The sequence below is a fragment of the Neisseria basseii genome, from assembly GCF_962707005.1.
Taxonomy (GTDB): domain Bacteria; phylum Pseudomonadota; class Gammaproteobacteria; order Burkholderiales; family Neisseriaceae; genus Neisseria; species Neisseria bergeri.
Genome location: NZ_CAUIXH010000008.1, coordinates 1 through 17,738, shown reverse-complemented (window position 1 = coordinate 17,738; position 17,738 = coordinate 1). Strand labels below are relative to the sequence as shown.

At 51.3% G+C, this 17,738-nt stretch carries 18 protein-coding genes and 1 pseudogene; 14 read left to right on the top strand and 5 right to left on the bottom strand.

Translation table 11 applies throughout. The features are described 5' to 3' along the window. Positions 1-36 precede the first annotated feature (36 nt). Positions 37-1,491 (top strand): magnesium transporter, encoded by a 1,455-nt coding sequence (gene mgtE / locus Q9I99_RS05725; RefSeq protein WP_301668463.1) that lies wholly within the window; start codon positions 37-39, stop codon positions 1,489-1,491. A 75-nt stretch (positions 1,492-1,566) separates the two neighbouring features. Here the strand turns inward: mgtE and hslO are convergent, their stop codons facing one another. Continuing rightward, positions 1,567-2,475 (bottom strand): Hsp33 family molecular chaperone HslO, encoded by a 909-nt coding sequence (hslO, locus tag Q9I99_RS05720; RefSeq protein ID WP_301668464.1) that lies wholly within the window; start codon positions 2,473-2,475, stop codon positions 1,567-1,569. Between the two features lie 245 nt (positions 2,476-2,720). Between hslO and Q9I99_RS05715 the strand changes: the two genes are divergently transcribed. From Q9I99_RS05715 to hrpA, 7 genes are all read left to right on the top strand, one after another. Continuing rightward, positions 2,721-3,302: a C40 family peptidase gene (locus Q9I99_RS05715; RefSeq protein ID WP_301668465.1), complete on the top strand. Its 582-nt coding sequence runs from the start codon at positions 2,721-2,723 to the stop codon at positions 3,300-3,302. Positions 3,303-3,320: 18 nt separating this feature from the next. Next, a complete protein-coding gene (locus tag Q9I99_RS05710) occupies positions 3,321-3,539 on the top strand; it encodes a hypothetical protein (RefSeq protein WP_301668466.1) in 219 nt (72 codons plus the stop codon). Positions 3,540-3,683: 144 nt separating this feature from the next. Further along, positions 3,684-4,028, top strand: a complete 345-nt coding sequence (locus Q9I99_RS05705) for a CidA/LrgA family protein (RefSeq protein ID WP_002219918.1) — start codon at positions 3,684-3,686, stop codon at positions 4,026-4,028. After that, a complete protein-coding gene (locus tag Q9I99_RS05700) occupies positions 4,028-4,720 on the top strand; it encodes an LrgB family protein (RefSeq protein WP_301668468.1) in 693 nt (230 codons plus the stop codon). Before Q9I99_RS05705 ends, Q9I99_RS05700 begins: the two co-directional genes overlap by 1 nt. 66 nt (positions 4,721-4,786) lie before the next feature. Then, positions 4,787-6,007, top strand: coding sequence for a bifunctional glutamate N-acetyltransferase/amino-acid acetyltransferase ArgJ (argJ, locus tag Q9I99_RS05695; RefSeq protein ID WP_301668469.1), 1,221 nt, complete (start codon positions 4,787-4,789; stop codon positions 6,005-6,007). Positions 6,008-6,065: 58 nt separating this feature from the next. Then, the gene (locus tag Q9I99_RS05690) at positions 6,066-7,475 is read left to right on the top strand and encodes a chloride channel protein (RefSeq protein WP_301668488.1); all 1,410 of its coding nucleotides are present in this window, start codon (positions 6,066-6,068) and stop codon (positions 7,473-7,475) included. A 227-nt stretch (positions 7,476-7,702) separates the two neighbouring features. Then, positions 7,703-9,097, top strand: a complete 1,395-nt coding sequence (hrpA, locus tag Q9I99_RS05685; RefSeq protein ID WP_301668489.1) for an ATP-dependent RNA helicase HrpA — start codon at positions 7,703-7,705, stop codon at positions 9,095-9,097. Positions 9,098-9,323: 226 nt separating this feature from the next. Here hrpA and Q9I99_RS05680 read toward each other — a convergent pair whose 3' ends face one another. Further along, the gene (locus Q9I99_RS05680) at positions 9,324-9,677 is read right to left on the bottom strand and encodes a hypothetical protein (protein WP_301668470.1); all 354 of its coding nucleotides are present in this window, start codon (positions 9,675-9,677) and stop codon (positions 9,324-9,326) included. Positions 9,678-9,816: 139 nt separating this feature from the next. Between Q9I99_RS05680 and Q9I99_RS05675 the strand changes: the two genes are divergently transcribed. From Q9I99_RS05675 to Q9I99_RS05660, 4 genes are all read left to right on the top strand, one after another. Then, the gene (locus Q9I99_RS05675) at positions 9,817-10,188 is read left to right on the top strand and encodes a helix-turn-helix domain-containing protein (protein WP_070679239.1); all 372 of its coding nucleotides are present in this window, start codon (positions 9,817-9,819) and stop codon (positions 10,186-10,188) included. A gap of 66 nt (positions 10,189-10,254) precedes the next feature. Next, entirely contained in the window at positions 10,255-13,155 is a 2,901-nt protein-coding gene (locus Q9I99_RS05670; RefSeq protein WP_301668490.1) for a DUF3418 domain-containing protein, read from the top strand. Beyond that, complete coding sequence (locus tag Q9I99_RS05665; RefSeq protein WP_301668471.1) at positions 13,137-14,708, top strand: ATP-dependent nuclease; 1,572 nt, start codon at positions 13,137-13,139, stop codon at positions 14,706-14,708. The genes Q9I99_RS05670 and Q9I99_RS05665 overlap by 19 nt, the downstream gene beginning before the upstream one ends. Positions 14,709-14,992: 284 nt before the next feature. Beyond that, positions 14,993-15,229 (top strand): SWIM zinc finger family protein, encoded by a 237-nt coding sequence (locus Q9I99_RS05660; protein WP_301668472.1) that lies wholly within the window; start codon positions 14,993-14,995, stop codon positions 15,227-15,229. Between the two features lie 149 nt (positions 15,230-15,378). Here the strand turns inward: Q9I99_RS05660 and Q9I99_RS05655 are convergent. The 3 genes and pseudogenes from Q9I99_RS05655 to Q9I99_RS05645 all read right to left on the bottom strand — a co-directional run. Further along, positions 15,379-15,635: pseudogene (locus tag Q9I99_RS05655) on the bottom strand (S24 family peptidase); the annotation flags it as partial. A gap of 64 nt (positions 15,636-15,699) precedes the next feature. Then, positions 15,700-16,053, bottom strand: a complete 354-nt coding sequence (locus Q9I99_RS05650; RefSeq protein ID WP_301668474.1) for a helix-turn-helix domain-containing protein — start codon at positions 16,051-16,053, stop codon at positions 15,700-15,702. Positions 16,054-16,214: 161 nt separating this feature from the next. After that, positions 16,215-16,574, bottom strand: coding sequence for a helix-turn-helix domain-containing protein (locus Q9I99_RS05645; protein ID WP_118846636.1), 360 nt, complete (start codon positions 16,572-16,574; stop codon positions 16,215-16,217). Between the two features lie 105 nt (positions 16,575-16,679). Here Q9I99_RS05645 and Q9I99_RS05640 point away from each other — a divergent pair, with 105 nt between their 5' ends. Together Q9I99_RS05640 and Q9I99_RS05635 are read left to right on the top strand one after the other, a co-directional pair. Beyond that, positions 16,680-16,856, top strand: coding sequence for a DNA-binding protein (locus Q9I99_RS05640; RefSeq protein ID WP_301668475.1), 177 nt, complete (start codon positions 16,680-16,682; stop codon positions 16,854-16,856). Between the two features lie 7 nt (positions 16,857-16,863). Next, a partial coding sequence (locus Q9I99_RS05635) for a DNA-binding protein (protein ID WP_304666194.1) occupies positions 16,864-17,738 on the top strand: 875 nt, incomplete at its 3' end.

Sequence of the window (17,738 nt, the reverse complement as noted above, 5' to 3'; positions counted from 1 at the left end):
CGAAATGCCTCCCCGCACACGGCGGGCGGAGCATTTATGAGCATCGAACACACTCCTCCGACACACGACGGCGAAACCGGTCAAAACCATGCCGAACGCCCTTCCGCCGATTTCGACCGTGTCCACTCCCTCTGCGAAATCCTCGAACCTGCTTTTGAACAAATCGAAAACGGCACACCGCTCGAAGACGCGCCGCTGCGCGACAAGCTGACCGAGCTGACTGTCCTCTTGAGCGAGCTGCACCCTGCCGACGTGGCGGCGGTATTGGAATCGCTGCCGCCGCGCGAACGCAATATCGTCTGGATTTTAGTCAAACCCGAAGACGACGGCGAAGTATTGCTGGAAGTGTCCGACGCGGTGCGCGAAACGCTGATCGAGTCGATGGACAAGGACGAATTGTTGGCGGCGGTCGATGATTTGGACGCGGACGAATTGGCGGAACTGGCAGACGATTTGCCGCACCAAGTGGTTTATGAAGCCTTACAGACGCGCGATGAGGAAGAACGCGCCCAAGTCAAGGCGGCAATGTCGTATGAAGACAACCAAGTCGGCGCGATTATGGACTTCGAGTTGGTCAGCATCCGCGCCGATGTCGCCTGTGAAGTGGTGCTGCGTTATCTGCGCCGCTTCGACAGCCTGCCCGACCATACCGACAAGATTTTTGTGGTCGATGAAAACGATGTGTTGCAGGGCGTGCTGCCCATCCGCAAACTTTTGGTCGCCGATCCCGAAGATTTGGTGGAAAACGTGATGGCGAAAGATATCGTACGTTTCCGTGCCGAAGATGATGTGGAAGAGGCCGCGCAGGCATTTGAACGCTACGACTTGGTTACCGCGCCCGTCGTCGATGAAAACAAAAAACTCATCGGTAGGATTACCGTTGACGAGATGGTGGACGTCATCCGCGAAGAATCCGAAGCGGATATGTTGAACATGGCAGGTTTGCAGGAAGAGGAAGACCTGTTCGCCCCCGTCTTGGATTCCGTCAAAAACCGCTGGATGTGGCTCGCCGTCAACCTCTGTACGGCGTTTATCGCCAGCCGCGTCATCGGCGCGTTTGAAGGCAGCATCGAAAAAATCGTCGCACTCGCCGCGCTGATGCCCATCGTCGCCGGTATCGGCGGCAACTCGGGCAACCAGACGATTACCATGATTGTCCGCGCCATGGCGATGGGGCAACTGACAGGCATGCAGGCAGGCAGGCTGTTGAAAAAAGAAGTCGGCGTCGCCCTGGTCAACGGCATTATCTGGGGAACCGTCATGGGCGCGGTTTCATGGCTGCTCTACGGCAGCCTCGGCATCGGGCTGGTTATGATTGCTGCGATGACGCTCAACCTGCTGCTGGCGGCAACCGTCGGCGTATTGATTCCCGTGGTAATGGAAAAGTTCGGACGCGACCCCGCGTTGGGCAGCTCGGTGCTGATTACGGCGGTAACGGATTCCGGCGGCTTCCTGATTTTCTTGGGGCTCGCTACCCTGTTCCTGCTTTAAATGCCGTCTCGACCCACGCAAAAATGCCGTCTGAAGCAGAAGCTGCTTCAGATGGCATTTTTGCGTTGCGGCGCATTATTGGACGGTGCGTTCCGACTGTTCGCGGGCAACGCCGACCACATCCTCCCCGAACAGCGCATTGACATCGGTTTCGTCAAACACGTATTTGCTGTGGCAGAAGTCGCAATCGACTTCGATGCTGCCTTGTTCCGCCACCACGCCGCCGACTTCTTCCCCGCCCAGCATCAGCAGCATATCGCTGACCTTGCCCCGAGAACAGGTACATGAAAATTCAAACGTTTCCGGCTCGAATACGCGCGGCGGCGTTTCGTGGAACAGGCGGTACAAAACATGTTGCGCATCCAATTCTGCCAGCTCGCCCGCCGTCAGCGTGCGCGCCAGCGTACTGACGTGTTCCCACGCTTCTTCCGCCAGCTCTTCTTCGGGCAGACGCTGCACCAGCAGCCCGCCCGCCGCTTCGTCGCTTGCAGACAGGACGATGTGCGTATCAAGCTGTTCGGAACGTTTCATATAGTTCACCAACATTTGCGCGATACCGTCGCCTTCCAAAGGCACTACGCCCTGCCAGGGTTCGCCGTCTTTGGGCTGCAGCGTCAATACGAACACGCCGCCCTCGCCCAAAAGATCGCCGAGGCTTTCGTCATCGGCTATTTCTGCGGTTTCGTCCCACCGCGCGGTCGCACGGACGGTACGGTCGGAAGTCGCCTCGGCAACCAGCATTTTCAGCCGCCCCTGCCCCTGAACCTGCACAATCAGCGTGCCTTCGTTTTTGAGGTTGCCCGACAGCAGAACGCCGGCAGCCAACAACTCGCCCAAGGCGCGGCGGATGGCGGCGGGATAGTTTTTCTGTTTTACAATGTGCTGCCACACGTTTTCCAGACGGACGTGCAGCCCGCGCACGGGCATATCGTCGAAGATAAAGCGGGTACGCACATCGGCGCGGTTGATGGAGGTTTGATTCATTATTCTCTCTGATTGATTGTTCGGATGGCGGATATATGGTTGCGGTCGGCGCGAAAACAAGGCGGACGGCGGATGCGTTTTCCCAAGTTCTCAATAAATTATATAAAAATCAACATATTAACTCAATCTAACAAGCCGTTTTTTGCCAAACAGCCGTTTTTTTATATACAATCAACAAGATATTTTCGATTGATACAGCATAACATCGCACGGCGGCACGATGCCTCCTGCGCGGAAACACCGATATGGATTCTTTTTTCAAACCGGCAGTTTGGGCGGTTTTGTGGCTGATGTTTGCCGTCCGCCCCGCCCTTGCCGATGAGTTGACCAACCTGCTCAGCAGCCGCGAGCAGATTCTCAAACAGTTTGCCGAAAACGGGCAATACACCCAAACCGCCCGCACTAATAATGACCGTACTTCAGGTTCCGCCGACGAACTTATCGGCAATGCGATGGGGCTTTTGGGTGTTGCCTACCGCTACGGCGGTACATCGGTTTCTACCGGTTTTGATTGCAGCGGCTTCATGCAGCACATCTTCAAACGCGCCATGGGCATCAACCTGCCGCGCACGTCGGCAGAACAGGCGCAGATGGGTATGCCGGTTGCCCGAAGCGAATTGCAGCCCGGGGATATGGTGTTTTTCCGCACGCTCGGCGGCAGCCGCATTTCCCATGTCGGGCTTTATATCGGCAACGACCGCTTCATCCACGCGCCGCGCACAGGGAAAAATATCGAAATCACCAGCCTGAGCCACAAATATTGGAACGGCAAATATGCGTTCGCCCGCCGGGTCAAGAAAAACGACCCATCCCGCTTTCTGAACTGATTTCACAAGGAATACGCAATGAGTATGCCCGAAATGCCCAAATGGTACGACGATGACGGACAGATCGTGTCCTGTACCGAAAAGGTCAAAGTGATGTCCGAAAATATGACCGAGCTGTATCAGACGGCACAAGACGCGTTTGAAGACGCGCTGCTGATGGGTTGCGGCGAACGTCAGTTGCGCGATTACCTGCTCGCGCTGATTGAAGGTTTGGAAAATCCCTACCGCAAAGTCTGAACACGCCCCGGTTGCTGCGGCACGGTTTATCCGTGCCGTTTTTGCGTTTGTGCGCGGCTTCGGCTTTTCAGACGGCATATTTGACGTTATGATTAAACAGTTAACAAAATTTATCACAACGCCGTCCAAAGACAGACACACAACATGAACATCATCCGCGCGCTCCTCATCATCCTCGGCTGCCTCGCCGCCGGCGAAACCGCCGTTTTCCTAGCAGGCATCAAACTGCCCGGCAGCATCGTCGGCATGGGCGTGCTGTTTGCGCTTTTGCAGGCGGGTTGGGTCAAAACGTCTTGGCTGCAACAGCTTACCGACGCGCTGATGGCGAATCTGACGCTGTTTCTCGTTCCGCCCTGCGTGGCGGTCATCAGCTATTTGGATTTGATTGCCGACGATTGGTTTTCGATACTGGTTTCCGCCTCCGCCAGCACTTTGTGCGTACTGCTGGTTACGGGCAAGGTTCACCGCTGGATACGGAGCATTATCTGATGAACGAAATCCTCAGGCAGCCCAGCATCCTGCTTTTTCTCACGCTTGCCGTGTACGCGCTTGCGATTATCGTGCGCACGCGCACGGGCAATATCTTCTGCAACCCCGTACTCGTCAGCACCGTGGTGCTGATTGCCTACCTGAAAATCCTCGGTATCGATTATGCGGTGTACCACAACGCCGCGCAGTTTATCGATTTCTGGCTCAAGCCCGCCGTCGTCGTACTTGCCGTCCCGCTCTACCAAAACCGCCGTAAAATCTTCAACCAGTGGCTGCCCGTCATCGTTTCGCAGCTTGCGGGCAGCGTTACGGGCATTGTTACGGGGATGTATTTTGCCAAATGGCTGGGCGCGGAACGCGAAGTCGTCCTCTCGCTCGCGTCCAAATCTGTTACCAACCCCATCGCCATTGAAATCACCCGCTCCATCGGCGGCATTCCCGCCATTACCGCCGCCACCGTCATCATTGCCGGTCTGGTCGGACAGATTGCCGGTTACAAAATGCTGAAGAACACAGTCGTCATGCCCTCGTCCGTGGGTATGTCGCTCGGCACGGCTTCGCACGCGATGGGGATTGCCGCCTCGCTCGAACGCAGCCGCCGCATGGCGGCATACGCGGGGCTGGGGCTGACGTTCAACGGCGTACTGACCGCGCTGATTGCGCCGCTGCTTATCCCCGTTTTGGGATTTTGAACCCGTTTCAGACGGCATTTCAGCCCATGCCGTCTGAACGCCGACACACTCGCAAGGAGAACCGTTATGGCTGTCAACCTGACCGAAAAAACCGCCGAACAACTGCCCGACATCGACGGCATTGCCCTCTACACCGCCCAAGCAGGCGTGAAGAAGCCCGGGCATACCGACCTGACACTGATTGCCGTAGCCGCCGGCAGCACCGTCGGTGCAGTCTTCACGACCAACCGTTTCTGTGCCGCGCCCGTCCACATCGCCAAATCGCACCTTTTCGACGAAGACGGCGTGCGCGCCCTCGTCATCAACACGGGCAACGCCAACGCGGGTACGGGCGCACAGGGCAGAATCGATGCTTTGGCAGTGTGTGCCGCCGCCGCCCGGCAAATCGGCTGCAAACCGAACCAGGTGCTGCCCTTCTCCACCGGCGTGATTCTCGAACCGCTGCCCGCAGACAAAATCATCGCCGCGCTGCCCAAAATGCAGCCTGCCTTCTGGAACGAAGCGGCACGCGCCATCATGACCACCGACACCGTTCCCAAAGCCGCCTCGCGCGAAGGCAAGGTCGGCGACAAACACACCGTCCGCGCCACGGGCATCGCCAAAGGCTCGGGCATGATTCATCCCAATATGGCGACCATGCTCGGTTTCATCGCCACCGATGCCAAAGTTTCCCAACCCGTCCTCCAACTGATGACGCAGGAAATCGCCGACGAAACCTTCAACACCATCACCGTTGACGGCGACACCAGCACCAACGACAGCTTCGTCATCATCGCCACCGGCAAAAACAGCCAAAGCGAAATCGACAACATCGCCGACCCGCGTTACGCCCAACTCAAAGAATTGTTGTGCAGCCTTGCGCTCGAACTCGCCCAAGCCATCGTCCGCGACGGCGAGGGCGCGACCAAGTTCATCACCGTCCGCGTCGAAAACGCCAAAACCCGCGACGAAGCCCGCCAAGCCGCCTACACCGTGGCACGTTCGCCGCTGGTCAAAACCGCCTTTTTCGCCTCCGACCCCAACCTCGGCAGGCTGCTCGCCGCCATCGGTTATGCCGGCGTTGCCGACCTCGATACCGACCTCGTGGAAATGTATCTCGACGATATTTTGGTTGCCGAACACGGCGGACGCGCCGCAAGCTACACCGAAGCACAAGGGCAGGCAGTGATGTCGAAGGACGAAATCACCGTCCGCATCAAGCTGCATCGCGGACAAGCCGCCGCCACCGTCTATACCTGCGACCTGTCGCACGGATATGTTTCCATCAACGCCGACTACCGTTCCTGACCCGACACGGCTTCAGACGGCATACATAAATGCCGTCCGAACCGCCGGACAACATACCATGACCTCCACATTCCCCCGCCGCCTCGCCCACAAAATCCGCCAAACCCGCCGCCTGTCGCGCAAAAGCATCGCCTTTCTGTTCCTCCTGGCAGGCTCGGCACTCGTTGCCCTGACCGCGCTGTTTTTTGCCCACCTTGCCGACTACGCCCTCGAACTGAATGCCGCGTGGGTGCAAAAATACCCGTGGTTCGCGTGGGTAGCGCTTCCTTTAGGTTTGCCGCTTATTGCGTGGTTCACGCGCAAATACGCGCCCTATACCTCGGGCAGCGGCATCCCGCAGGTCATCGCCTCGCTGTCGCTGCCCTACGGCGCACAAAAAACGCGGCTGATCCGCCTCAAACCGACACTGTTGAAAATCCCGCTGACCTTTTTGGGTATGCTGTTCGGCGCGTCCATCGGGCGCGAAGGCCCGTCCGTCCAAGTCGGCTCGGCAGTAATGGGCGCGTGGGGCGCGTGGTGCAAAAAACACGGTTTGGCATTCAAAGGGATGCAGGAAAACGATTTGATGGCGGCGGGCGCGGCGGGCGGTTTGGCAGCCGCATTCAACGCGCCTTTGGCAGGCGTGATTTTCGCCATTGAGGAACTCGGGCGCGGCATTATGCTGCGTTGGGAGCGGCAGATTCTTTTGGGCGTGCTCGCCTCCGGCTTCATACAGGTCGCCATTCAGGGCAACAACCCGTATTTTTCCGGTTTCAACGGCGGCGTGTTGGAAAATATTTTGATGTGGGTTGTGGCGGCCGGGCTGGTTTGCGGCGCGGCGGGCGGTCTGTTCGGACGGCTGCTCTATCATGGCGCGGCGGCATTTTCCCCGCGCAAAATCCAAGGCTTCGTCCGCAACCGTCCGTTGCTGCTCGCGGCCGTCATGGGGCTGCTGCTTGCCGCGTTGGGCACGCTTTATCAGGGCAAAACCTACGGCACCGGCTACCACGAGGCCGCACAGGCGTTGCACGGCGTTTACGAAGCCCCCTTCGGTCTGGCGGCGGCGAAATGGCTCGCCACCGTATTCAGCTATTGGGCAGGCATTCCGGGCGGCATTTTCACTCCCTCGCTGACCATAGGCGCATTCTTAGGCGAACATATCACCTCCGCCGCCGACGTATCCGCCGGTGCAAACATCATCGTCCTCATCTGCATGGCGGCATTTTTAGCGGGCGCGACACAATCCCCGATAACTTCCGCCGTCGTCGTCATGGAAATGACGGGCGGACAAAGCCTGCTGTTTTGGATGCTGATTGCCTGCATTTTCGCCTCGCAGGTTTCGCGCCAGTTTTCGCCGCGTCCGTTCTACCACGCATCGGGAATGCGCTTCCGCCGACGCGTGCTGCAGGAAACCGCCGCCCAAACCGGCAATGCACCCGCAGGACTGCAAACAGCAAACAGCAAAGCGGGAATGCCGTCTGAAAATTAAAACGCCCCCGATCAAACGCCGGCAGCCGCCCCTTCACACAGCCGGGACGGGGCGCAGGGCAAACCGCCTTGATTCGAATACCATTCCGCCGCCGCTTGAAACTTCAGCAACAATGCCGTCTGAACGACAGAATGCGGTTTTCAGACGGCATTTCCCCATCCCGATATTGCCCGAACCCAACCAAAGCGTTTGCTATAATTCTATTTTTTACCGCACACGCACCAATCATGTTCCCTGATTTCTCCCAAACCCTCTCCAAAGACCGCCACTTCCTGCAATCCGCCTTCAAAAATCCCAACAAATACGGCGGCTTGGCCAAAGTCGAAGAAAAATACCAAAAATCGCACGAAATCTTTTTGAAACGTTTGGCAGCATTGCCCAAACCCGAATTCGACAACACCCTGCCCGTTCACGAGAAGCTTGAGGAAATCAAAAAAGCCATTGCCGAACATCAGGTAACGATTATTTGCGGCGAAACCGGTTCGGGCAAAACCACGCAGTTGCCCAAGATTTGTCTGGAACTCGGGCGCGGGGCGGCGGGGCTAATCGGGCATACCCAGCCGCGCCGTTTGGCCGCGCGTTCCGTAGCAGAACGGATTGCCGAGGAGCTGAAATCCGAAATCGGCAGCGCGGTCGGCTATAAAGTGCGCTTCACCGACCATACTTCGCGCGATGCCTGCGTCAAGCTGATGACCGACGGCATCCTGCTGGCGGAAACGCAGACCGACCGTTATCTCGCCGCCTACGACACGATTATCATCGACGAAGCACACGAACGCAGCCTGAACATCGACTTCCTCTTGGGCTATTTGAAACAGCTGCTGCCGCGCCGCCCCGATTTGAAAGTCATCATCACCTCGGCAACCATAGACGCAGAACGCTTCTCCCAACATTTCAACGGCGCGCCAGTTTTAGAAGTAAGCGGACGGACCTATCCCGTTGAAATCCTCTACCGCCCACTGACCAGCAAAGACGAAGACGATGCCGAAGTGGAGCTGACCGACGCGATTGTCGATGCGGCGGACGAATTGGCGCGACACGGCGAAGGCGATATTTTGGTGTTCCTGCCGGGCGAGCGCGAAATCCGCGAAGCCGCCGAAGCCCTGCGCAAATCCACGCTGCGCCGCAACGACGAAATCCTGCCCCTGTTCGCACGCCTGTCGCACGCCGAACAGCACAAAATCTTCCACCCCTCAGGCGTAAAACGCCGCATTGTGCTGGCAACCAACGTCGCCGAAACCTCGCTTACCGTGCCGGGCATCAAATACGTCATCGACACCGGCCTCGCGCGTGTTAAACGCTATTCCGCACGGGCGAAAGTGGAGCAGCTTCATATCGAAAAAATCTCCCAAGCCGCCGCGCGCCAACGCTCCGGCCGCTGCGGACGCGTCTCCGCAGGCGTGTGTATCCGACTGTTTTCAGAAGAAGATTTCAACAGCCGCACCGAATTCACCGACCCCGAAATCGTCCGCAGCAACCTCGCCGCCGTCATCCTGCGCATGGCGGCATTGAAACTCGGCGATGTGGCGGCATTCCCGTTTTTAGAAATACCCGATTCGAGGTATATCAATGACGGGTTTCAGGTGTTGCTGGAATTGGGGGCGGTGGAAGAAGCAGCCTGAAAAGGAAAAGGCAGCCTGAAAGGTTTTTCAGGCTGCCTTGCGTAGGAATTATTTTTTTATTACTCCGAGAGCAATTAGCAAAATTACAATAATCCGTTCTACCAAAAAAAGTGGCCAGATAAGTGCTATAAAGATAGGGGTTAAAAGCTGTCTTCCGCCTGTCGCCCAACCGACAAGGCAAAACGTTATAATCGCCCCAGTAACATAAACGCCCATATTTTTAGCTCTATCTGCAATAGATTTGGCTACCTATTTGGGTACAGCTTGACCCATCGCTGCCGTAGGTAGTATTACTGATTGTGGTATAGCTTGAACCATCATTACCATAAGTGGTATTACCAATTCGTGTATAACTTGAGCCATCATTACCGTAAGTGGTGTTACCAATTCGTGTATAACTTGAACCATTACTGCCATAGGTAGTATTACCAATATTGGTGTAACTTGTACCATTACTCTCATAGGTAGTATTACCAATTTGCGTATATGTTGTGTCATTGCTGTAACCATAGTCATACATATCTGCAAATGCGGTTGAGCTTAAAACAGCTACAATCAAAGCCAAATAAACCTTTTTCATAATTTAAATCCTTGTCAAAATACGTTAAAAATAGGCAACAACAGTTGTATAGTAAGAAAAACTAATTATGTAATCCACAAACTAACAGTATCTAAATTCTCTACTTTTAATCATACAATCCACACTTTAAGGAATAAAAATGGAAATTCACGAAAAAATCCGAGTTCTGCGAGAAATTAACCAATGGTCGCAAGAAGAGATGGCTGAAAAACTGTCTATGTCCCCCAACGGATATGCCAAAATTGAACGCGGACAAAGCAATATCAACATAGAAAAATTAAAGCAGATTGCACAAATATTTAATATTGATGTGGTTGAATTATTTGCTACACAAGATAAATCTTTCTTCTTCTCTATCGGAGACAATACTAATAACCAAAACTATGTGGGTTCTGATGAAAAACTATTGTTAGAAAATAAAAATTTAAAAGAATTATTAGAAGCAAAAAATGATGAGATTGCCGCTTTAAGACAGGTAATTGATTTACTAAAAAATACAGAAAATAAGTAAACAAGTAGCCTGACAAGCACTGGTAAATTTAAAAAACGCCAGATATAGATGCCTGACTTACAAACCATGCAAAACATCCAAACTCCCAACACGCCGTCTGAAAACCGTTCAGGCAGCCCCAAACCACGCTACCGCCTGACCAAACTCGGCGAACAAATGGCGCGCCTGCCCATCGACCCGAAAATCGCGCGCATTTTATTGGCGGCGAAGAAACACGACTGCATGGCGGAAATATTGGTGATTGCGTCCGCGCTGTCGATTCAAGACCCGCGCGAGCGGCCGCTGGAGGCGCGCGATGCCGCGGCCAAGGCGCATGAACGCTTTACCGACAAGCAATCCGATTTCCTTGCCTATCTGAATATTTGGGACAGCTTCCAGCGCGAGCGCGACAAAGGTTTGTCCAACAAGCAGCTGGTGCAATGGTGTCGTCAATATTTCCTGTCGCACCTGCGTATGCGCGAATGGCGCGAGCTGCACCACCAGCTTGCCCAAACCGCGATTGAAATGGGTTTGACCACCAAAGAAGCCGCGTTTAGACGACCTCCTTCCCAAGAACAATTAAGGCCGTCTGAAAGCCAAGGCGACCAAGATTTGGCGGCTAAACTCAAACAAAAACAACTGGATAAGAAACAACACCGCGCCCAAATCCGCGCCGCCAAAGAAGCGGGCTACGAACAAATCCACCGCGCCCTGCTCACCGGCCTTATCGCCAACGTCGGCATGAAATCGCCCGACGGCAACGACTACACCGGCGCGCGCGGCAGCCGTTTCCACCTTTTCCCCGCCTCAGCCCTGTTCAAAGCCAAACCCAAATGGGTGATGGCGGCAGAATTGGTTGAAACCACGCGCCTTTACGCGCGCGACGTCGCCGTTATCCAGCCCGAATGGATAGAGCAGGAAGCGCCGCACCTCGTCCGCTACCACTATTTCGAGCCGCACTGGGAGCAAAAACGCGGCGAAGTCGTCGCCAGCGAACGCGTGACGCTTTACGGCCTGACCGTATTGCCGCGCCGCCCCGTGTCTTACGGCAAAGTTGCGCCCAAAGAAGCGCGCGAAATCTTTATCCGCGGCGCATTGGTGGCGCAGGAAAGCAATCTTCAGACGGCCTTTTTTGCCCACAATAAAAAGCTGATTAAAGAAATTACCGAACTCGAACACAAATCGCGCAAGCAAGACGTATTGGTCGATGACGAAGCCCTGTTTGCGTTTTATAACGAACGGCTGCCCGAGCTGGTGTGGAAAGACGCGAAAGGCGGCGTTTTGGGAAGCGAAGAGGGTGAACAAACCCAGTCGGACAAGACAGCCGGACAAAACGGACAAGCAAACCAGCGCAATGCAGGGCATGTGGCGCAAGCCGCGCACGCGAATTCCAAAGATGCGTCCAACCGCGAGCGTGAACCGAGTTCACATACCCGACAAAATGTTTCAGACGACCCCAAACACCAAAAGCAGCCTACATCTCAAAAAGGCCGTCTGAAACCATTGCCCCTTGCCGACATCCGCACCTTCCAAGCCTGGCTCAAAACCGCCGAGCGCGACAATCCGCGCCTGCTGTTCCTCAGCCGCGACGATCTGATGCAACACGCCGCCGCGCACATTACCGAAGAGCAATTCCCCAAATTCTGGCAAACCGCAGACGGCAAGTTCAAACTTTCCTACCGCTTCGAGCCGCACCATCCGCTCGACGGCGTGACCATGACCGTGCCGCTGACCGTCCTCAACCGCCTGCACGCGCCGTCGCTTGAATGGCTGGTGCCCGGTATGTTGCGCGAAAAAATCCAGCTGCTGATTAAAGCACTGCCGAAGCAAATCCGCCGCATTTGCGTGCCCGTACCCGATTTCATCACCAAATTCCTCGAAAGCAATCCCGACCGCCAAGCGGCCATCATTCCCCAGTTGGCGCACTTTATCGCCAAAAGCGCCGGCGATATGCGGATTCTCGAGCAAATCGACCAAGACGCATGGGCGGCGCAAGAATTGCCCGAACACTGCTATCTGAATCTGCGTATTATCGACGACGGCGGACAAGAGCTTGCCGGCGGCCGCAAACTGCACGAATTGCAACAACAACTCGGCCAAGCCGCCGCCGTTACCTTCCGCGACAACACCCAAGAATTCGAGCGCGACAACGTTACCGCATGGGACATCGGCACCCTGCCCGAATCCATCAAGTTCGCACGCGGCAAACAACAGCTCACCGGCTATCTCGGCCTGCAAAAAGAAAAAGACGGCCGCATCGCCCTGCGCCTGTTTGACACTAACGAAGCCGCCGAACAGGCACACCGTCAAGGCGTAATCGAATTGATGAAGCTGCAATTAAAAGAGCAGGTAAAAGATTTGAACAAAGGCATCCAAGGCTTCACCCAAGCCGCCATGCTGCTCAAACACATCAACGCCGACACCCTGCGCGACGACCTCACCCAAGCCGTCTGCGACCGCGCCTTTATCGGCGAAGACGAGCTGCCGCGCAACGAAAAAACCTTCAAAGAACAAATCAAACGCGCCCGCAGCCGCCTGCCCGCCGTCAAAGAAGCCCTCAGTCGTTACCTGCAGGAAACCGCCGCCGCCTATGCCGAACTCAACGGCAAACTCGGCAAACACCCGCTTACACACCTTCTGCGTCAACGCCTGCAAACCCTGCTTGCCCCCGGCTTCGCCACCCGCACCCCGTGGGCACAATGGCCGCGCCTGCCCATCTACCTCAAAGCCATGACCCTGCGCCTCGAAAAATACAGCGGCAACCCCGCCCGAGACGCGGCCCGCGAAGCTGATATCCAAGAGCTGGAACAAATGTGGCAGGAAAAAACCGACAGTTTGGTGAAACAAGGACAGCCCGTTTCAGACGGCCTCGCTGCGTTTAAATGGATGACTGAAGAATTAAGAGTGTCGCTGTTTGCACAGGAATTGAAGACACCGCATCCGGTATCGGTGAAGAGGTTGTTGAAGGAGTGGGAGGGGTTGAAATAAATTTAAGGCTACCTGAAAATTTTCAGATAGCTAAAGCTGTTTGTCCTAATCTAATTTTTATGGAAATGAGGGAAATTATGAAAATTACCAAGATTATTATTAGTAATTTTAAATCTTTTGCTAATCAAGTTGAAATTAATACAGATAAACCAATTATTTGCTTTGTTGGAGAAAATAATACTGGCAAGACGACAATCTTTCGTGCTATAGATTTTTTACGTAATGGCGTAACAAAAGATAAAACAATTGATGATTATAAAAACACAAATCAGCTAGATACTGATGTGTTTGTTGAGATTACTATTTCAGGAAACTTAACTGAAACAATTAATAACTTTTCTGAAACTAGATATTTAGATTATATAGAAACTGATACTAATGGTATTGAAACTATGAGATTACGTCGAAGCTCACAGACTATAACAATTACTCAAAATAATAGATCAGTTACATTAAATGAAAAGAAAATTTGTACTTTCAACCCAAACACACAACAATTTGAGAATCCAACAGGTTTTGATAAAGCGATTGGCTCTCTATTTGACAATATTTTTGTATGGTCGGATATGAACGCTGATGATGTAGTAGATTTTGGTAATACCAAGATTTTAGGCAAATTATTAAAAGAATTGAGTAATCAATTTGAACAAAGTCAAGTTTGGATTGATTTTGCAGCAGCACATAAGGCTGCATTTATTGATAATGAAAACTCATTATGTAATCAATCACAGAATTTAATTTCAGATTTAGAAACTTCATTAAGTAATTTTTATGGAAATGCTAACATTAAACTTGACTTTGCAATTCCTGACCCAGCCTCATTTATAAAACTTGGTAATATAAAGATTGATGATGGAATAGAAACTTTATTATCAGAAAAAGGTAGTGGTATGCAACGAGCTTTTGCATTGTCAGTTATTGAAGTATATGCACGATCCTTATCAATACATCCAGATAACCCACATCTCACAAAACCACTATTCTTTTTTATTGATGAACCGGAAATATCTTTACATCCTAAAGCACAAGATATGCTAATTAATGCATTAAATAATATAGCAAATCAACATCAAATATTCATTACAACACATTCTGCCTATTTACTAAGCATGTTTAAAAATGAAAATACAAAGATTTTAATAACACAAAAAAATGATCCGCAAAATCTTGTTGTCCCAGTTTCAGGCATGGATACCTTTACATTTTCACCAACTTTAGCAGAAATTGGATATTTTGCTTTTAATATAATCTCCAATGATTTTCATAATGAACTATATGGATATATTGAGGAAAGAATTTTAAAAAATAGCCAAAATAATAGATTTGACACATGGACAAATGCGAATTGCAATATCCCATTTACAAAATCTCGAGAGAGAATCCTGCGAAATGGAAACCAAGTAACTGAACAAGTAACTTTAATGACTTATATTAGACATGCTATTCATCATCCAGAAAACACGTTGAACCCACCTTTTACGCCATTAGAGCTAAAACAATCCATTCAATCTATGTTATCTATTCTAAATACTCAAAACTTTCAGGCATTATGAACTAAATTACAAGCAACCCGTAGCCTGCATCAAACCGCGTGCGTGCCTTTCGGAACACATTCCACCTACAAATCACGCAAAACTTGTAATCCGTGTGTAGCGTGTGTGAGGTACGCACATGGTCTTTCTAAACTACTCCTTTCCCAACCACCCCCAAAGGTCGTCTGAAACCCATTTTCAGACGACCTTTTACCTCTTTGCCAAACAAGAATTCCCGCCGCCACCCCAAACGTCGTCCAAACCAGTAAACTCCCCATATTTCAAAAACTTCTTGGAAACCAACCATGCCCCGTATCCATCCGCTCCACCTGTTCCCGCCCCACATCGTCGAACGTGGTCTGCTGTATTTTCAGCAGGGTAAGGTTTGCGATATCCAAAAAACTTCCGCTGGGCATTATCGGGCGGAGGTATGCGGTTCGGAAAACTATTGGGTATGGCTGAAGCTGGATAGTGATTTGTACATTAAATGTGGGGGACTGTTAGTTTTTGCACAAGGAACAAATAGAGTAAAAAAACGCTGAAATCTTCTAAAGACGTGGATTTCGGCGTTTTTTTGTATCCGGAAAAGTTACGCCAGCTTTTTCACAAAACCGCGCCGGAATGCGCGGTTTTTTGTTGAAAGCTGACGGGATTGGGAATTTTTTAAAACTATTTTAAGAGGGTTTTAAAATCAGTTTACGGTACGGCCGAACCATTCTACCCGGCCGATGATGGCTGTATCGATGTTGTCGGCTGTGAGGTCGATTTCAAAAGGTTCGTAGAGGGGATTGGCGGATTTAACCAAGAGCCGTCCGGGCAGGCGTTGGATGTTTTTGACAAACAGGTCGTTTCCTATGCGTAGGACGTACAGGCCGTCACGCGGGTCGGTTTTGGCGTGATTGATGAGAATGGATTGAGCACGCCCTCCATTGAATCGCCTTTTGTAGCGCGGCACGAATACAAACTCTGACAGGTTGACGGGAGCCTATGGTGTCGTACTAGTCTATTGAAATTATTCTAGAAATTTAATAATGCACTGAATGCTTGAACCAGGAGCATAATCTTTGTTACAACCTTGCGCAACATAATCTATAGCGGCCTTACCTATTAGGTCAGCTTCTCTGTATTTTTCTATTAACTGTATTTCTTCTTTATCAAGAAATTCTGCTTTAAAAACATAATTCATATCTGCACCTAATTCAGCAAATAAAAATAACGTCTTAGCTTCTGGAGCTTCTTCACCTTTTTCAAAACGAGTCCATTTTGCAGCAGTTACTTCGCAGGCTTTTGCGACCTCACGTACTGACAATTTTAAACGTTTTCTCTCAGCTTGAAGACGATTTGAGAACCAAGAAACAATTTCCATTCTTCTTCCTTCTAGATATTTAAGCAATTAACTAAGCAACAAAATTTTTTCGGTTGCTTAGTTAAAATTATTTAATATCATATAGATATATAAATATGATTTTTGAATAAAATTGTAACTAAGCAACCAATTTTTTAAAAATAGTTGCTTAGCCTTATCCTTCAGGCTACTTCACCAGCCGTAATACCGACTTCTTTTTTCTCCTGTGTTTTGGCGATAGTCAAAATAATCTCACGACTTTTATTTGTTGATTGTCGATAGTTTTGAAGCAGTTCTAATTCATCTTTGCTGAGTTCGTTTGAATTTTCAGACGGCCTATTTCCTGTGAAAAGAAAATTTACATCTGCACCTAATGCACAAAAAGAGAAAATAATTTCACAGTTTGGTAGAAATTGACCACGCTCATATTTTCCCCACATCTCACGTGTAATGCCGCATTTCTCAGCAAGTTGAGACTGAGTCAAACCTAACTTTTTTCTTTCTACTTTCAATCGATTAGCAAAAAGAGAAATATTTTCCATAAAATAATCATTAAAAAGAGAAATATTTTTCTCATAATTCAAAAAAGAGAACAGCACTAGTGCTTATTTAGTTATGTATTCTAACACAGTCAGAAAGGACTATCTATGTTGATAACTGTCGAGAAATTAAAAGAAAATTTTAAAAAAGAAGGCAAGACTCTGGCTTCTTGGGCTCGTGAAAACGGCTATCAGCCACGCGAAGTTTACTTAGTTGTCGGCGGGCAGAATAAGGCTAAATACGGCAAGGGTTTTGAAATTGCGAGAAAACTTGGGCTGAAGTGAGGTTGATATGAATGAAATATCTAGCCGAGAGTTATCTGAAATATTAAATAAATCAAGGCAAGCATTAGACAAAAAAGCTTTAAAAGAAAACTGGCTTTATAAATTTTCAGACGGCCAAGTCAAAGGCGGGAAAGTCAAGCAATACTTAATCGCTTCCCTCCCTGCCGAAATCCGCGCCGCCATTATGAAACGGCAGTCGGACGATCTGGCGGAGAAGATGCCGAAAACCCTGCCCCAAGTCAGACCTGGAACGGCGATGTCGGCTCAGGCACTGGCTGAAGCGGACAAGCTGTTGAACGAGAAACAACGGTCGGTGGCGGATGCGCGATGCGCGGTGGTGGCGGCGGTGTTGGGGATTAAATACCAATACGGTTGCTCTGCCAAGGTTGCGGTGGCTCAGTTTTTGAGGCTGCTGGCGGAGGGTAAGTTGGACGAGGTTACGCTCGGCAACTTGGAAACAGCAAATGACCGCAGTCGGTCGGCAAAGGTTGGCGAACGTACTTTAGACGGCTGGATTTCTGCTTATTTGAAAGCGGAAAACGCGACGGAGCGGTTGGTCTCTTTGGCTCCGAAGGTAACTAAGGCGGTCAAACCGATTGAGAGCTACGGTTGGTTGCCGACATTTATGCAGTTTCACAATATTCCGTCCGCGCCAAAATTGGCGCACAGCTACCGCCGGTTTGTGCAGTGGGCGGAAGCGGAAAATATGCCGGTCAATGATGTGCCTAGCTTGAGTATGGTGCGGCGCGTTTGGGGCAAGCTGCCGCTGATTATGCAGGAGCGCGGCAGGAAAACGGGGGCGGCTTATAAATCGCTGCTGCCTTATGTGAAACGTGATTGGGGGGCTTTGAAGCCGAACGATGTTTGGATCGGCGACGGCCA

Excerpts from the sequence above, each read along its gene's own strand:
- mgtE (WP_301668463.1), top strand. The coding sequence starts at position 37 with ATGAGCATCGAACACACTCCTCCGACACACGACGGCGAAACCGGTCAA.
- hslO (WP_301668464.1), bottom strand. The coding sequence starts at position 2,475 with ATGAATCAAACCTCCATCAACCGCGCCGATGTGCGTACCCGCTTTATC.
- Q9I99_RS05715 (WP_301668465.1), top strand. The coding sequence starts at position 2,721 with ATGGATTCTTTTTTCAAACCGGCAGTTTGGGCGGTTTTGTGGCTGATG.
- Q9I99_RS05710 (WP_301668466.1), top strand. The coding sequence starts at position 3,321 with ATGAGTATGCCCGAAATGCCCAAATGGTACGACGATGACGGACAGATC.
- Q9I99_RS05705 (WP_002219918.1), top strand. The coding sequence starts at position 3,684 with ATGAACATCATCCGCGCGCTCCTCATCATCCTCGGCTGCCTCGCCGCC.
- Q9I99_RS05700 (WP_301668468.1), top strand. The coding sequence starts at position 4,028 with ATGAACGAAATCCTCAGGCAGCCCAGCATCCTGCTTTTTCTCACGCTT.
- argJ (WP_301668469.1), top strand. The coding sequence starts at position 4,787 with ATGGCTGTCAACCTGACCGAAAAAACCGCCGAACAACTGCCCGACATC.
- Q9I99_RS05690 (WP_301668488.1), top strand. The coding sequence starts at position 6,066 with ATGACCTCCACATTCCCCCGCCGCCTCGCCCACAAAATCCGCCAAACC.
- hrpA (WP_301668489.1), top strand. The coding sequence starts at position 7,703 with ATGTTCCCTGATTTCTCCCAAACCCTCTCCAAAGACCGCCACTTCCTG.
- Q9I99_RS05680 (WP_301668470.1), bottom strand. The coding sequence starts at position 9,677 with ATGAAAAAGGTTTATTTGGCTTTGATTGTAGCTGTTTTAAGCTCAACC.
- Q9I99_RS05675 (WP_070679239.1), top strand. The coding sequence starts at position 9,817 with ATGGAAATTCACGAAAAAATCCGAGTTCTGCGAGAAATTAACCAATGG.
- Q9I99_RS05670 (WP_301668490.1), top strand. The coding sequence starts at position 10,255 with ATGCAAAACATCCAAACTCCCAACACGCCGTCTGAAAACCGTTCAGGC.
- Q9I99_RS05660 (WP_301668472.1), top strand. The coding sequence starts at position 14,993 with ATGCCCCGTATCCATCCGCTCCACCTGTTCCCGCCCCACATCGTCGAA.
- Q9I99_RS05650 (WP_301668474.1), bottom strand. The coding sequence starts at position 16,053 with ATGGAAATTGTTTCTTGGTTCTCAAATCGTCTTCAAGCTGAGAGAAAA.
- Q9I99_RS05645 (WP_118846636.1), bottom strand. The coding sequence starts at position 16,574 with ATGGAAAATATTTCTCTTTTTGCTAATCGATTGAAAGTAGAAAGAAAA.
- Q9I99_RS05640 (WP_301668475.1), top strand. The coding sequence starts at position 16,680 with ATGTTGATAACTGTCGAGAAATTAAAAGAAAATTTTAAAAAAGAAGGC.